We start from the raw sequence: 13288 nt of genomic DNA, 5'->3' as shown, positions 1-13288 counted from the left end.
GGGTGATTGGCTTTAAGATGATCCTGTCCGCGAAGCGAGCGACTCGGGCACGGAAGACGGAGCGGTCGCAGGAGCACCGTCAGCCGGTTGAGGCGAGGCGGCCGGTGCGGGTCCGGCACCACCCGGAGCCACAGTCGCGACAGGTTTCAGCGGGGCGGCCGGTTTGGGCGGCGCGGGCTTTTCAGGTTTGATCCCGCCTTCCCAGGACGGTCCCGTATACATGTCAGGAGACAACCCTTTCGCCTTCCATTTTTCCTCGAAATCCGCGGCGGCGCGGTTTGGGGTTTCCCCCACACCGACCACATCATTCCAGGGATAGGCCTTGGGACCAATCTCACAGACCCCATTCCCCCGTTTCAGATAGAGCGCGATCGGATTTCCACGATATGGGCCCAGATAGATGTGGATACAGCCGACATATTCGAGCAGAGTGGCCATTACCCAACCTTCAGAAAATGCCATAATGCCACAAGCAACAGCCGTGAGCAAGAGGAGGAAGCGGCAAGGCTGCAGGTTGACGGTGTCAGTCGACACGACTAAGTTGTTGCGCCGCTTGCGCCAACTCGCGAGTCGAGCACGGCTGTCATCCTCAGATGTTCGATGGCGCCGCCGAAAAGGCACAGTGTCAGATCAACCCCAAGACAGGGCAGAGCAGTCTGAGCACCGCCCAAATCGTGACGACCCCGATCATGTCGATGATGAGGCCCGCGCGGATCATGCTGCCTAGCGGGACAAACCCAGTACTGTAAATGATCGCGTTGGGCGGTGTCGAGATCGGCAAGGCGAAGCCTAGGCTTGCGCCGAGCGTGGCGCCCAGAGCCGGCGGAAGCGGCGACACTCCGGTCGCTTGCGCGATCGCGACGGTCAGAGGGACCGCCATAGTGGCCGTGACGGTATTGGAAACCAGCTCGCTGATCAACACGGCCATCGCGATCGACACCGCTGTTAGGCTCCAGAGTGTATGAGCCCCGAACAGGGAGACGAAGCCCCGACCACAAAAATCTGCGAGACCGGTCTTCTCCATGAGCGCGCCGAACGTCAACCCGCTCCCGAATAGAACCAGCACATCCCATCTGATATGCGCCACGTGTCTCCACGACAACATCCGCTCGCCTCGCCGCAGGTCGGCTGGAAGAACGAAGAGCAGGCCGGCGGCTAAGAGTGCCACCCGCTCGTTGGGTAAATACGTTTGAAACCACAGGACGATCGGATGATCCGCGTTCCCCAAAGCGATCACGAGCCCCGGGAGGAGCCACAACAGAATCGCGACACCCAACACGACACAGACATTCGCCTGGCCTCGCGTCCACGGTCTCGGTGCCTGAGGAAGCCCTCCCTGGAAAGAGCGGTGATTGCTCAACACCGGGGAGATAGAGGGATGGAGCCACCACACGATTCCCCAAGCGATCACAAGGAGGATGAACGCCAGCAGACCGCCGAACGCCATCCAGGTGGTAAATGAAACGGTCGTACCGATTTGCTCGGCGATCAGTCCGACCCCAACCACATTCGTCGGCGTGCCGATGACGGTGGCCATGCCGCCAGCCGTGGCCGCAAAGGACAACAGCAGCAGCGGGCCCGCCCGGTCAGGTCCGCGGACGGCTTGCGCATCCGCACCGGCTGAGGCGGTGAGACGCAGCGCGATCGGCAACATCAGCGCCGTAGCGGCGGTGTTGCTGATCCACATGGAGACGCCGGCGGTCGCAGTCCCGATCATCAACAGGGCCCGCTTCGGGCCGGCCTCCCACGGCGCCGATAAAAGAGTGGCGGCGAACCGCCCGGCGACTCCATGAACGGCCATCGCTTCTGCGAGCAGCAAACTTCCAATCAGCAGGAACATGACCGGGTGGCCATAGGACGCTAACACGGTCCGGAGTGAGCCGAGCCCGACCAGGATGCAGAGGGCTGTGCCCAGCACCCCGGTAACCGGCAAGGGAATGGGTTCGGCGATCCAGTAAAGAACGACCCAGGTCAGGATCGCGGCCAAAACCCGGGCGTCACGCGGAAGGTCGGAAGGCGAGGCAAACAAGATCAGCGCCGCGACGGCAGGTCCCCCGGCGTAGGCAGCCGCGCGTTTGAGACGCGTCCAGCGCGCCTCCCGGGCGGTGCGGACTTCTTGGGTGGCATCGTCCCACAAGGCGCATCGAGCAAGGGGGTCAGCCGCCCGCCTTTTCCAGGGCAGGCGGTCCCAACACCGACCGCTCAGGCCGTTTGCGCAGGATAAAGACGGCCACGATCAAAACCATGATGACTCCGACGTTCAAGCAGACATCCAACAAATACCGGGTAAACATTTCGGCTGTGATTTCCGGGAGATGGGCCAGCTCGGCGCTGGCGGTCAGGATTCGCCGAATACAGGCGATGATCCCGACCGCCAGATAGGGTTCCAGGAGCAGGACATCGGTCTTGAGGTAGCGGATGACGGTCCTGAACAACTCCAGCAGGATAATGACCAATAAGAGATCGTTGAGGAGTTTGAGACCGGCCGGGTGCAGATTTGCCTGGGTGGCCCGCTGAAAAAAGACCAGCCAGCTTTGGGCGAATATCACCATGCCGAGGAGGAGGAGGCTGAGCCCAGCGGTGATGTACCCCCAGCTATCCAACCATTCCAACCAGGCGAGGCTCCGTTTGATCATCTCCGTACGATCGCGCATAAACCTCCGTTTCCGGGACGCCGTGCCGGGGATCGAGCCGGGCACGGGCGGCCTGTCGTCATCCGCGGCACCGCCCGCTTATGCGTTTCCCGGCCGCTCGAACCCTTCCGCGAGGGGGCCTCGCATCCCGCCGAACTGCAGCCCTCGCACCGACGTGGTGGTCAAGGAATGCCCGCAACATCGGATTTCCTGAAAGCCCGCCCCTCCATCCATGATCATGACGCGAAGACCGCAGGAATCGGGATGGAGTTTCTTCTCATCGAGCACGGTCCCCGCTTCCAAGTCGCCCCGTTTCCGGCCCATTGCCGGTGTCATTTCAGCAACCACATCCGCTTCGGTCAGTTCATGACCGCAGCAGATGATCTTCTCAAACCCCTCTCCCCCGGCCATCACCTTCACCACAAGGCCGCATCCCTCCGGGTGCCGTTTCCGTTCATCAAGAATGTCGCCTCTTTTGATCCCCATAGCTGCCCGTGCGCTCTTCAGTTCACTCTTTCACATTCGCCGCCGCCATGCCTCGCTCCTCGTCCACGGTCCGGAAGATCAACCAGCCCACAGCAAAAAACATCGCCATCGAGAGAACCGCCCAACGCTGGCTGCCGGTCCAGGCCGTCACTTCGGCGTAGACCAATGGGCCGATGATCGCGGCAAACTTGCCGGCGACCGAGAAGAATCCGAAAAATTCCGCTTGCCGGCCCAGCGGAGTAAACCGCCCAAGCAGGGTGCGGCTGGTTGCCTGATTGGCGCCCAAGGCCGCGCCAGCGAGCAACCCGATCACATAGAATTGGCTGTGGGTGCGGACCAGTGCCGCCCCCGCCACCAACGCGGTCCAAAGAAATAGCGTGACCGTGATGGTCCGGGCCGCGCCGATTCGATCTGCAAGGACGCCGAACAGGATGGACCCGAGTCCCGCGCTTACTTGGGTGACGAGAAAGTACATAATCAGATCGGCCGGCGTAAAGTCCAGAACTTTGTTGGCGAAGATGGCCGAGGCCACGATCACCGTGTTGATCGCATCGGTGTACACGAGATAGGCGATCAGGTAGCGGCTGAGATCCCGGTAGTGACCGAGCCGGCGGGCGGTCTCGCCGAGCCGGCGAAACGCCGACCGCCAGACTGCGGTCGTCGCGTTCGACGGTTGCGGTTGGACGCGTTCCTGCAGGAAGAGAAACGTCGGGATCGCCGCCACGAAGAAAAACGCCGCGGTCACGACGAAACTCGCGCGATAGAGCGGCAAGTTGTCGTCCGCAAAGCCCCCGCGGATGAACGGATAGACGAGCGCCAACGAAAGAAGCCCGCCGACATAGCCCAGCCCCCAGCCGTACCCGGAGATCCGCCCCATTCGGCTGAGCGGAACCAGTTCGACCAGAAACGCGCTGCAGAAGACGAAACCCAGGTCGAAACCGATATTGGCCAGCCCGAACAGGGCCAGCCCCAGCGCAATATCGCCGGCTCGGACCAACGCGAGGAGCGCCGTGCAGACCACGCACAGCATCGTGGAGCCGATGAGAAAGACCCGTTTCTTCGCCCGCTCGTCCGCCAGCGCTCCGAGCGTCGGAGACAACACCGCTACGACCAGCATCGACGCGGCATAGCCCCAAAACCAGAGCCGTTCGGCGAGACCCTCAGGACGCAGGTGACCGGCGACGACTTGAACGAAATAGACGCTGTAAGCGACAGTGACGATGATGGTCGTGAAGGAGGAATTGGCGAAATCATACATGCACCAGGCCCAGATCTCCTTAGGGCCAGCCCACTGAGCGGGGGCCGTCTTCACGCCTGGGCTTTCAGAAGCCGCTCCCTCGCCTGCCGGATAGAATCCAGCAAGGCCTTATGGGTTCGGCATCCCACAACCAGTTTGGCATCTGCGAGCGAGATGGGTTTGTAGGCCGACAAGAATCGCCGCTTCAGTCGAGCGATCCGCTCCAGCGAGATCTCGAGCCGGCCTGCAGGGATGGTCCCGTCCTCGACGGCTCTTTCCATCGCCCGGACGGCCGTCGCCGTGCGAGCCGGGTCCTGACAGATGAGCAACATGTCGGCGCCCGCCAGGAAAGCCCGGACCGCCGCCTCTTCGACGCCATAGTGATCGATGATCGCGCGCATCTCCAGATCGTCGGTCAACACGACCCCCTCGAAGCCCATCTCGCCCCGCAGCAAGGTGGTCAGGATGGTCGGGGATAGCGTAGCGGGCCATCGGGGATCCCAGGCGCGGTAAAGCACGTGCGCGGTCATGAGGGTCGCGACGCCGTGCGCGATCGCGTAACGGAACGGCGGCAGCTCGATCTCGCGCAACCGTTCCACCGGTGCTTCGACGACCGGCAGCTCCTTGTGGGAGTCGGCCGCGGTATCGCCGTGCCCTGGGAAGTGCTTTCCGCAGGCGATGACCTCGTTGTCCTGCAACCCGGCCACCGTCGCCTGCCCCATCTCGCAGACGGTCCTCGGATCGGACCCGAAGGCCCGGTCCCCGATCACCGGGTTAGCCGGATTGCTGTTGACGTCCAGGACCGGCGCCATGTTCATGTTGATGCCGACGGCCCGCAGCTCGGCGGCGGTGGTCGCCGCGACCGCGTAAGCTAGATCATAGGAACGGCACGCGCCCAAGACTGCGCAAGGCGGAAAGAGGGTGAACTCGGCCGGAAGGCGCGAAACCCGCCCGCCCTCTTGATCGATGGCGATCAGGAGCGGCGAGCCCGGCGAGAGTTTTTGCAGGTCATTCGTCAACTGGACAATCTGACCCAACGCCTCCAAGTTGCGCGAGAATAGAATCACCCCACTGGGTTTGTAGTCGGTCACCAGCGATGCCACGTCCTTTGACGCCGCCGTGCCGGAGAATCCTGCCATGAAAAGCTGGCCGACCTTTTCACGCAACGCCATGGCGTGTGATCCGTCGATCGGTCGATCCGACGATCTGCTGAGCGGCCGGAAATTCCGACCATTCCTCACATTAGGAGAACACGCGCTTCCTGGCTTAGAGAGACCGATCAATCAAGTACTGGATCAGGAGTCGCGTGCCGATCCCCGTCGGGCCCTTCGGGATATAGGCCCGCTCCCGCTCGCTCCAGTCGGTGCTCGCAATATCAAGATGCACCCAAGGATAGTCGCTCACGAATTTGCTGAGGAACAAGGCCGCCGTGATCATCCCACCGCCCCGCCCCCCGATGTTCCGCATATCCGCCACGTCGCTTTTCAGCTGCTCGAAATATTCCTCCCAGAGTGGCATTTCCCACACGCGTTCGCCGGTCTTGAGCCCGGCTTTCCGTATGGACTCCTTCAGCGTTTCGTCGTTGCCGAACATCCCGATCGCGAATTGCCCCAGCGCGACCATGCATGCGCCCGTCAGAGTCGCCACGTCGATGATGGCGGCCGGCTTGTAGCGGGTCGCGTAGGTCAGGCCGTCCGCCAGGATAAGCCGCCCTTCTGCATCCGTGTTCTGAACCTCGACGGTCTTGCCGGAGAGGGTGCGCACGATGTCGCCGGGCTTCATCGCCCTGCCACCCGGCATGTTCTCTGTGGCCGGAAGAATACCGATCACATGGACGGGGAGGCGCAGGCGCGCGGCTGCGCGCACGGTCGCCAGCACCTCCGCGCCGCCGGTCATGTCGGCCTTCATTTGTTCCATGTTCTCCGCCGGCTTGAGCGAGATTCCGCCGGTGTCGAAGGTGATCGTCTTCCCCACGAACACAATGGGCTTCGCGTGCCGGCCGTCAGTCCCGTTGCCGCGATATTCGAGGACGATGAACTTGGGCGGCTCGTGGCTGCCGCGCGCGACGCCCAGCAATGCCCCCATGCCCAGTTTCTCCATATCCGCCCGTTCAAGAACTTTCAGCTTCACACCGCGTTCTCGGGCGATGGTCTTGGCTTCCTGGGCGATGCGCGACGGCGTCATAATATTCGAGGGATGGTTGCAGAGATCGCGCACGAATACGGTCGCCTCAGCCGTCGCCAGACCGCGCCGAATGCCCTCCTTCAGATCGTCCAGTGTCTCTCCGCTTGAGGTGACAACGGTCATGCGGGTAAGATCTCTCATCTCCGCCTGGTCTTCGCTGCGATAGACGTTGAACCGATAGGTGCCCAGCACGGCACCCTCAACCATCGCTTGCGCAACCTCGATCGCAGACGTACGCAGCAGAGAAACCTGCGGCAGAACGGCCGTGAAAGTGGCGGCCTTCGTCTGGCGCACGCGTTTGGCGGCGCTGCCGAACGCTTGGCGGATCGTGTCCAAATGCAGATCCTTTTTCTTGCCCAAGCCGACCAGCAGCACGCGCTTGGCCGCGGCCTTCCCCGCTGTATGGAACAACACGGTCTCGTTCGGCTTGCCTTCAAATTCGCCGCTCTTCAGCAGGCCACGCAAGCCGCCGTTGAGGGCACGATCCACAGCCGAGGTCTCTTCCAGGAACGAGGTCTCGCCTTCGAAGTGGGTTAACACCAACACTTCGGCCTGCTCCGCTTCGACCCGCCCCTGCTTCGCGGTCACCTGCATGATCTTCATTCGATCTCCCTGCTGTCGCACAAACTGTCAGCACTGGGCCGGCAGTCGTCACCTTAAACTAAACTGAAACTGACCATCGAAAGCTTATGGCTACTGAATCACACACCTTTCATGTCGGGCGCCCAAATGTACTTGTGCAGTTGAATCTGAAAGCGAACGGGCAACCGGTCTTCCAAGATCCATTCGGCAAGCCGACGCAGGTCCAGTTCGCCAAAGACCGGGCTGAACAGGACGGGACATCGGTCAGCGAGCTCGTATTGTCGGAGGATGGTCTTGGCCCACTCATAATCAGTCCGATCCCTGAGCACGAATTTCGCTTCGTCCTTGGCGGTCAACCGGGAAAGGTTCTCCCAACGCATACGCTCCATCATGCCGCTGCCGGGGCATTTGATATCCAGAATGACATGGGCCCGTTTGTCGACCGGTGAAATGTCAATCGCTCCGCTGGTCTCCAGCAAGACATCGTAGCCTTCCGTACAGAGCCGTTCGATCAGCGTGCAGGCTTCCGGTTGATGTAACGGCTCCCCGCCGGTGACCTCGACCAAGTGGCAGCCGAACATCCGGACCTTGGTCAGCACGTCCTCGATCGTCATCTCGACGCCGCCGTAAAAGGCATAAGCGGTGTCGCACCAGACGCACCGCAGTGGACACCCGGTCAACCGCACGAACACGCACGGTCGACCCACATAGGTGGATTCGCCCTGAATGCTAAGGAAGATTTCCGTCACGCGCAGCATACAGGTGGGGCGGTCGTCGGGTGCGACAGCCAAGAGCACAAGCCCCTCGTGGCGCACCAAGTTCGCGCGATTATTCCCATTTCGCGATCGGCCATCCGTAACGGCGGGCAATCCGGGCCATCCCTCTAATCGGGTTCACGACCGTCGGATGGCCGACCGCCTGCAGCGCTTCCACATCGCCCGGACTGTCTCCATAGGCATAGCAGTCGCCCAAATCGAACCCGTTCTGTCGCGCAAAGGTCACCATCAATCGCCGTTTCCCATCGCCGTACGGAAGCGGATCCACGAGCCGACCGGTGAACCCGGCCGGCGTCCGTTCCGGTCTGGCCGCCAGGACCGAGGTCACCGACAAGAAAGCCGCCAGCGGCTGGATCAAAAAATCCAACGAGCCCGTGATTAGCACGATCGCATGCCCCTGACGTCGGTGGGCGTCGAGTTGGGCCAACCCGTCTGCGGACAGAAAGGGAAAGACCTCCTCCCGGCAGAACGCTTCCGCCAACGATTCCATCTCGGCCGGGTGTTTGCCGGTGAGATAGAGCTTCTGTTCCCGCAGGGGCTGCAGGGAAACCGGGGGAACATGACGCAGCCACCACCAAAGGCTGGCGGCCGCCTCGCGCCAGCCGACGACTCCGGTCCGCCACAGGTAGCAAAAAAATCGGACCTCGCTGGGCGCCCCGGGCAACAGGGTATTGTCCACGTCGAAGAACGCGGCGATCTTCACGGCCCGACGACCGGTCGTGGAAGTCTGAAATGAGGCAAGCATCTGATCCCCAGCACAGTTGTGGAGTGCAATCGCGAGGGAACGCGACGGGTCTCTGAGCGGCGCCGATTCTACCGGACAGGCGGTTGATTGACAAGCATTTTGGCCCACTTCTATAATCCGCCGGGCGCCGAAGTGGTGGAATTGGTAGACACGTACGTTTGAGGGGCGTATGGGGCAACCCGTGGGGGTTCGAGTCCCCCCTTCGGCACCATTTCTCCCTTTTCCTTTTTTTTCATAGGCTCCATTCCTTGGTGCCCGCCTACCGGCGAACGGATTTCTTCTCGCTGGCGGAAGCAGGTGCAGAGGACGGCTCGTAGGGCTGCAGCGCCTCAAGAAGAACTCCGTAGCTGGCCACCATGGGCCGCGCGCGAGTGCGCCGCTAAACGACTGGTACCATGCACCGCCGCATCAGCTTGTTTCTTCATCACCAATGCCTCGACCGGAGTCGTCCTACATGTCGCAGGGTCCCGCCAGCGACTGCCGCCGGCACAATTCACATGCGTTCAGCTTACGGCACATCACGCAGGGCAGCGCCGCGCTTCGCATCCGAAGCACGGCGCGCGATCCCGGAGGAAGTCGCCGCCCGGGTCGCCCGCTATTTCCACAAGCATCGAACAGAGGGGGGTTTGTCGTCACCCGAGCCGGCCGGCGCGCTCGCGCAATTTTCATCCCTTCCGTTCACTCGATGAAGAGAGCCAGTGTTACATGGTCGGTCGGCCGGACCGCCAATCCGACGCGCCTTCCATGAAATAAATGCCATGCCCAGAAGGCCCCGACGGGCCAGCGACTGGAATGGAACGCCCGGATGCAGTCCAGGCGCGACAAGGCGATTTCAATTTCGGGCGATCGGTTCCTCTCGCCATTCTTGATGCCTTCCCAATTCCTGATCTTGACACAATTCAGGCTTTCCGTTGATGCGCTGCTCCCTGGCAGTGCGTGGGGCTCTGGGCCTGAAGCCTGATGAGAGACTGATGGACGCTCCCTCGCAGGATGGCTCCGGTGTCAAAGCCCGCTGCGAGATTCTCTCCGCGCGCCCTTCGACGCGCATCGGGTGTCCAACATACGCGGGGACGACGAGTCGGTCCTCACCGCGGTCCAGCCTTGCGAATCTTTTCCGCGCCAGCTCGGTTGAGCAGGCCGTTTGCTCGGCTGGGAACCGAATGCTAGACTTTGTGCAAGGTGAGGGCTGTATGCCGTCCGTGCTCGTTGTGGACGACGAAGACCAAATCCGGAGCCTGATCCGGCGGACGCTGGAAGAAGCCGGTTACGAAGTGCACGAAGCCCGAGACGGGAAGGAAGGTCTGTGCCGATACCGCCGTTGCCCGACTGACCTGGTGATCATGGACATTCTGATGCCCGATCAGGACGGGCTGGAGAGCATCATCTCGCTCCGCCAGGAGTTTCCGTCCTCCAAAATCATCGCCATTACTGGCGGGAGCGACATGATCGGGATTTTGAACCATCTGGACGTCGCGCAAATGTTGGGAGCCCGGAGGACGCTGCACAAACCGTTCGACATGCGGGCGCTTCTCGAAGCGGCTCGAGCCGCATTGCGGCAGTAGCGGCCACCTCTGCACGTCGCCGCTTCCTTCCTCTTGGATCCCGCTTCGCTCGACCGACCGTTGTTGACTTCGTTCCGCGATCCCTTCACACTGCCAGAGGGAAAAGCGAACAGCGAAGAGTCTAACACGGTCGGCCGCTTGCGACTGGCTGCTCGCCATTCGTCAAAACCGAACATTCATCACACGACCCCGCTTGGGAATGTGGCTTCTCCGGTTCAACGCCCTACTCGGCAGCCTCGTGGTCGCCATCGGGTTTTGGCTCATCTGGGGGGAGTTGCCCTTCGTTTGGACTGCCGTGCTGGCGCTGGCGGCCGCTGGATTCCTGCTGTGGCGCGGTCGAACGAGCAACGAAATCTGGGCGTGGTCCACGCTGCTGCTGGGCCTTGAAAGCTTGGCGTGGCCGGTCGTGACGATGATTCAGATCCGACTGGTGACGACTGAACCCACGAACGAGCAGATGGGGGCGATTTTGACAGCGATCCTCTTCGGACTGTTTTCGTCCATTTTCTGGATCACGTTCTCCTACGGCTTGTTTAAGCGAGCGGGAAGCCGCCAGAGTGATGGCCGAACGCTCTCCGACGAACCCGGAGATCACCGGAACGTCTGGCCGTCATAGTGTGGAAAGACGGTCACCCTTCATAGCATGTCCACCGGATCGACATCCACCTCGAATTTCAGATCCTTGGACGGCTGTTTTCCTTCCATCTGCTCGAGCGTCGCGGCGACGAGCGCGCGGGCAACCTCGCGATCGGTCGACTTCACCAGCAGTTGCCAGCGATGCCGCCCGCGGACCTTGGCAACCGGCGCGGGAACCGGACCCAGCACGCTCACTCCGTCGGTCTGTGCGTGAACGCTCGTCAGGCCTACAGTCGCCGTGCCGGGACCGGACTGCCACCCCACCCGCCGCGCCTGCTCTTTCAACAACTCCGCCCACCGAACCGCCGAGTCCTCCGCCCGGTCGGCGTTCCTGCCGGAGACTCTCAAACTGATGAGATGGCAAAATGGCGGATAGCCGAGGGCCTTCCGCATGGCCAGCTCCACCTCGCGGAACGTCTGGAAATCGCGATTGACAACCGCGGCAACCGCGTGGTGTGTTGGCATATACGTCTGCAGCACCACTTGGCCGCCGGCATCGTCTGGTCGTGCCAATGCCACCGCATCCAGCAACGCGTGATAGGTCCGTTCGGCGGCCCGAAAGTCCGGGAGGTGCAATCCGGCATCCGCGTACGGCACACCAACGAATCCAAACGGGGGAAGCGGCCCGACCTGGAACAGCAACTGCGTTCCGATGATCACATCTAACTCTCCGGCTCCCAGCAAGCGACGGACCGCGTCCTCCTGCGAGGCATGCCGGATCACGTCGCGGTCGAGTCGCGCGATCCTGGCCTTTGGGAAGACGCGCCGGACCTCATCCTCTAATCGTTCGGTACCGAACCCGATCGGCTCCAGTTTCGCCGCCCGGCAGGCAGGGCAGGTGTCGGGAAGCGCTATGGACGCCCCACAGTACTGGCAGATCAGGCGGCCGATCCGGCGATAATACACGAGGGCGACACTGCAGTCAGCGCACCGCGGGACGTTTCCGCACTCGTGGCAAGTGAGAGCCCGGGCATACCCTTTGCGGTTGAGAAAGAGCGCCGCGCCGCGCCGCTGATCTAGCGCGCGGTCGATCCCCTCAATCATCGGCGGCGACAGCAAGGTGCCGAACGGATACGTCCGGAGGTCGACCAGTTCCACCTTCGGCTGACCTGGAGCTTCGGGTCCGAGGTAGATTGCGACTCCATCGCGTTCAATCGCTTGCAAGGTTTCCAACGATGGATGGAAGGAACCGAGCACGAGCACCGCGCGATTCCGGTCGGCGCGGAGCCACGCTACGTCCCGCGCATGGTAGCGGGGTTCCTGTTCCTCCTTTAGTGAAGGATCGTCTTCTCCATCGATCCAGATCAGCCCCAGGGACGAGACCGGCGCGAAGACCGCCGACCGCGTGCCGATCACGACGCGCGCCGAGCCTTCGCGCATTCTCCGCCATCCCTCGGTTCGAACCGCCGCAGGCAGCCCGCTGTGGACCAGAACGACCCGGTCCCCCCAGCGAGACCTAGCCTGATATGCGAGCCGCCGGGCCCGAAGCACCTCCCCCGTGATCACCAGGATCGTCTGCTCACGCGCCAGCACCGTTTCCGCGACCCCCATCAGAGAAGCGAGGCGGTGTTCCGGGGGCCCGTGGAGCAGGATCGCCGAATGTCGGGAGAAATCGCACGACCTGATCAGTTGATCGAGCCGCGCGGACGCGTCCGGCGAGAGAACCGGTGGCTGGAATCTCGCATCAATCAACCACGAATCAAGATCATCCCTCATGTGCGCCGTGGCCGCCCGTCGCCCGGTCCTCACTCCCGACTCAGGCTGCTCGGCGGCTTCCAGGCAATGCACCCAGCCCTCTCGCACGACTTTCCTCAACACCCGCCCAAACGACGTCCCTACAGCTTTGCGCAGCGAGGTCTCGGTCAAGCCTTTCGCTCGTCGGGCGAGCCGACGCAAGAGTTCCTGCTCAGCGGCAGAGAGGTGTTCTCCGCCGTTCAGCGCCCAACATCCGGCTTCGGTCAGCCCGTACCTGACCTTTCGGCGCCCTGGATAAGTCGGGGGCGCCACCAACCTGACACACTGGCCCCAGGGCGCGAGATAGCGCTCCGCGACCAGGCGGGATAATTCCAGCAACTCAGGACCGAGTTCAGAGCCTTTGTCCTGGTCTAGCAGTGATTGGATCTCGCGGAGCCGTTTCGACGCGGACTCCGCCGGCGGCCGGTCGGCCACCGCAACCACGACGCCTTGCAGGAAGCTACGCCCGAAGGGCACGAGCACTCGACTCCCCGCCTGGGTACGGTGCCGTAGGTGGGCCGGAATGAGATAGGTGAAGGTCCGAGCCAGGTGCCGAGAGATGACGACGTCCGCATAGAGAGGTGGACCGGGAACTGATGTTTCCGGCTGCAGAGCGAACACACCGTCAGGCATGCGGCATTCTAACAGGCTCTTCAAATGGGGAACAATGTAATGTAAGGAACACGGGACAAGGCGTGTGGCGAAGCGGTTGG

The 13288-nt window shown here is 62.3% G+C and carries 12 protein-coding genes and 1 tRNA gene; 3 read left to right on the top strand and 10 right to left on the bottom strand.

Going from position 1 to position 13288, the window contains the following annotated elements; all coding sequences use genetic code 11:
* Window positions 1-12 precede the first annotated feature (12 nt).
* The 9 genes from ACWHTU_RS00870 to ACWHTU_RS00830 all read right to left on the bottom strand — a co-directional run bounded on the left by ACWHTU_RS00870 (window position 13) and on the right by ACWHTU_RS00830 (window position 8643).
* Window positions 13-438 carry a hypothetical protein gene (locus tag ACWHTU_RS00870; RefSeq protein ID WP_447861040.1) on the bottom strand — a complete coding sequence of 142 codons (426 nt, stop codon included), beginning with the start codon at window positions 436-438 and terminating at the stop codon, window positions 13-15.
* A gap of 187 nt (window positions 439-625) precedes the next feature.
* Window positions 626-2137, bottom strand: a complete 1512-nt coding sequence (locus tag ACWHTU_RS00865) for an SLC13 family permease (RefSeq protein WP_447861039.1) — start codon at window positions 2135-2137, stop codon at window positions 626-628.
* Window positions 2138-2156: 19 nt separating this feature from the next.
* A complete protein-coding gene (locus ACWHTU_RS00860; RefSeq protein ID WP_447861038.1) occupies window positions 2157-2654 on the bottom strand; it encodes a phosphate-starvation-inducible PsiE family protein in 498 nt (165 codons plus the stop codon).
* A gap of 78 nt (window positions 2655-2732) precedes the next feature.
* Entirely contained in the window at window positions 2733-3119 is a 387-nt protein-coding gene (locus ACWHTU_RS00855) for a hypothetical protein (protein ID WP_447861037.1), read from the bottom strand.
* A gap of 22 nt (window positions 3120-3141) precedes the next feature.
* On the bottom strand, window positions 3142-4431 hold the full coding sequence (locus tag ACWHTU_RS00850) for an MFS transporter (RefSeq protein ID WP_447861036.1): 1290 nt from the start codon (window positions 4429-4431) through the stop codon (window positions 3142-3144).
* Window positions 4428-5528 carry a beta-N-acetylhexosaminidase gene (gene nagZ, locus ACWHTU_RS00845; RefSeq protein ID WP_447861035.1) on the bottom strand — a complete coding sequence of 367 codons (1101 nt, stop codon included), beginning with the start codon at window positions 5526-5528 and terminating at the stop codon, window positions 4428-4430. The genes ACWHTU_RS00850 and nagZ overlap by 4 nt, the downstream gene beginning before the upstream one ends.
* 94 nt (window positions 5529-5622) lie before the next feature.
* Entirely contained in the window at window positions 5623-7143 is a 1521-nt protein-coding gene (locus tag ACWHTU_RS00840; protein ID WP_447861034.1) for a leucyl aminopeptidase, read from the bottom strand.
* A gap of 98 nt (window positions 7144-7241) precedes the next feature.
* On the bottom strand, window positions 7242-7880 hold the full coding sequence (gene queE / locus ACWHTU_RS00835) for a 7-carboxy-7-deazaguanine synthase QueE (RefSeq protein ID WP_447863288.1): 639 nt from the start codon (window positions 7878-7880) through the stop codon (window positions 7242-7244).
* A 70-nt stretch (window positions 7881-7950) separates the two neighbouring features.
* Window positions 7951-8643, bottom strand: a complete 693-nt coding sequence (locus tag ACWHTU_RS00830; protein WP_447861033.1) for an HAD family hydrolase — start codon at window positions 8641-8643, stop codon at window positions 7951-7953.
* A 126-nt stretch (window positions 8644-8769) separates the two neighbouring features.
* Between ACWHTU_RS00830 and ACWHTU_RS00825 the strand changes: the two genes are divergently transcribed.
* From ACWHTU_RS00825 to ACWHTU_RS00815, 3 genes are all read left to right on the top strand, one after another.
* Window positions 8770-8854: transfer RNA gene (locus ACWHTU_RS00825), tRNA-Leu, on the top strand.
* 979 nt (window positions 8855-9833) lie between these two features.
* Window positions 9834-10205: a response regulator gene (locus tag ACWHTU_RS00820; protein ID WP_447861032.1), complete on the top strand. Its 372-nt coding sequence runs from the start codon at window positions 9834-9836 to the stop codon at window positions 10203-10205.
* A gap of 199 nt (window positions 10206-10404) precedes the next feature.
* A complete protein-coding gene (locus tag ACWHTU_RS00815; RefSeq protein ID WP_447861031.1) occupies window positions 10405-10821 on the top strand; it encodes a hypothetical protein in 417 nt (138 codons plus the stop codon).
* A 20-nt stretch (window positions 10822-10841) separates the two neighbouring features.
* On the opposite strand, the gene priA is transcribed toward ACWHTU_RS00815, so the two are convergent.
* The gene (gene priA / locus ACWHTU_RS00810; RefSeq protein ID WP_447861030.1) at window positions 10842-13208 is read right to left on the bottom strand and encodes a replication restart helicase PriA; all 2367 of its coding nucleotides are present in this window, start codon (window positions 13206-13208) and stop codon (window positions 10842-10844) included.
* Window positions 13209-13288 lie beyond the last annotated feature (80 nt).

It is taken from the genome of Nitrospira calida, from assembly GCF_976986435.1.
The sequence above is the reverse complement of the archived record's forward strand: the minus strand, read 5'-3'. Positions and strand labels throughout refer to the sequence as shown.

What these genes read in the sequence shown, in the direction of transcription:
- ACWHTU_RS00870 (WP_447861040.1), bottom strand. Translation starts at nt 438, where the DNA reads ATGGCCACTCTGCTCGAATATGTCGGCTGTATCCACATCTATCTGGGC.
- ACWHTU_RS00860 (WP_447861038.1), bottom strand. Translation starts at nt 2,654, where the DNA reads ATGCGCGATCGTACGGAGATGATCAAACGGAGCCTCGCCTGGTTGGAA.
- ACWHTU_RS00855 (WP_447861037.1), bottom strand. Translation starts at nt 3,119, where the DNA reads ATGGGGATCAAAAGAGGCGACATTCTTGATGAACGGAAACGGCACCCG.
- nagZ (WP_447861035.1), bottom strand. Translation starts at nt 5,528, where the DNA reads ATGGCGTTGCGTGAAAAGGTCGGCCAGCTTTTCATGGCAGGATTCTCC.
- ACWHTU_RS00840 (WP_447861034.1), bottom strand. Translation starts at nt 7,143, where the DNA reads ATGAAGATCATGCAGGTGACCGCGAAGCAGGGGCGGGTCGAAGCGGAG.
- queE (WP_447863288.1), bottom strand. Translation starts at nt 7,880, where the DNA reads ATGCTGCGCGTGACGGAAATCTTCCTTAGCATTCAGGGCGAATCCACC.
- ACWHTU_RS00830 (WP_447861033.1), bottom strand. Translation starts at nt 8,643, where the DNA reads ATGCTTGCCTCATTTCAGACTTCCACGACCGGTCGTCGGGCCGTGAAG.
- ACWHTU_RS00820 (WP_447861032.1), top strand. Translation starts at nt 9,834, where the DNA reads ATGCCGTCCGTGCTCGTTGTGGACGACGAAGACCAAATCCGGAGCCTG.
- ACWHTU_RS00815 (WP_447861031.1), top strand. Translation starts at nt 10,405, where the DNA reads ATGTGGCTTCTCCGGTTCAACGCCCTACTCGGCAGCCTCGTGGTCGCC.
- priA (WP_447861030.1), bottom strand. Translation starts at nt 13,208, where the DNA reads ATGCCTGACGGTGTGTTCGCTCTGCAGCCGGAAACATCAGTTCCCGGT.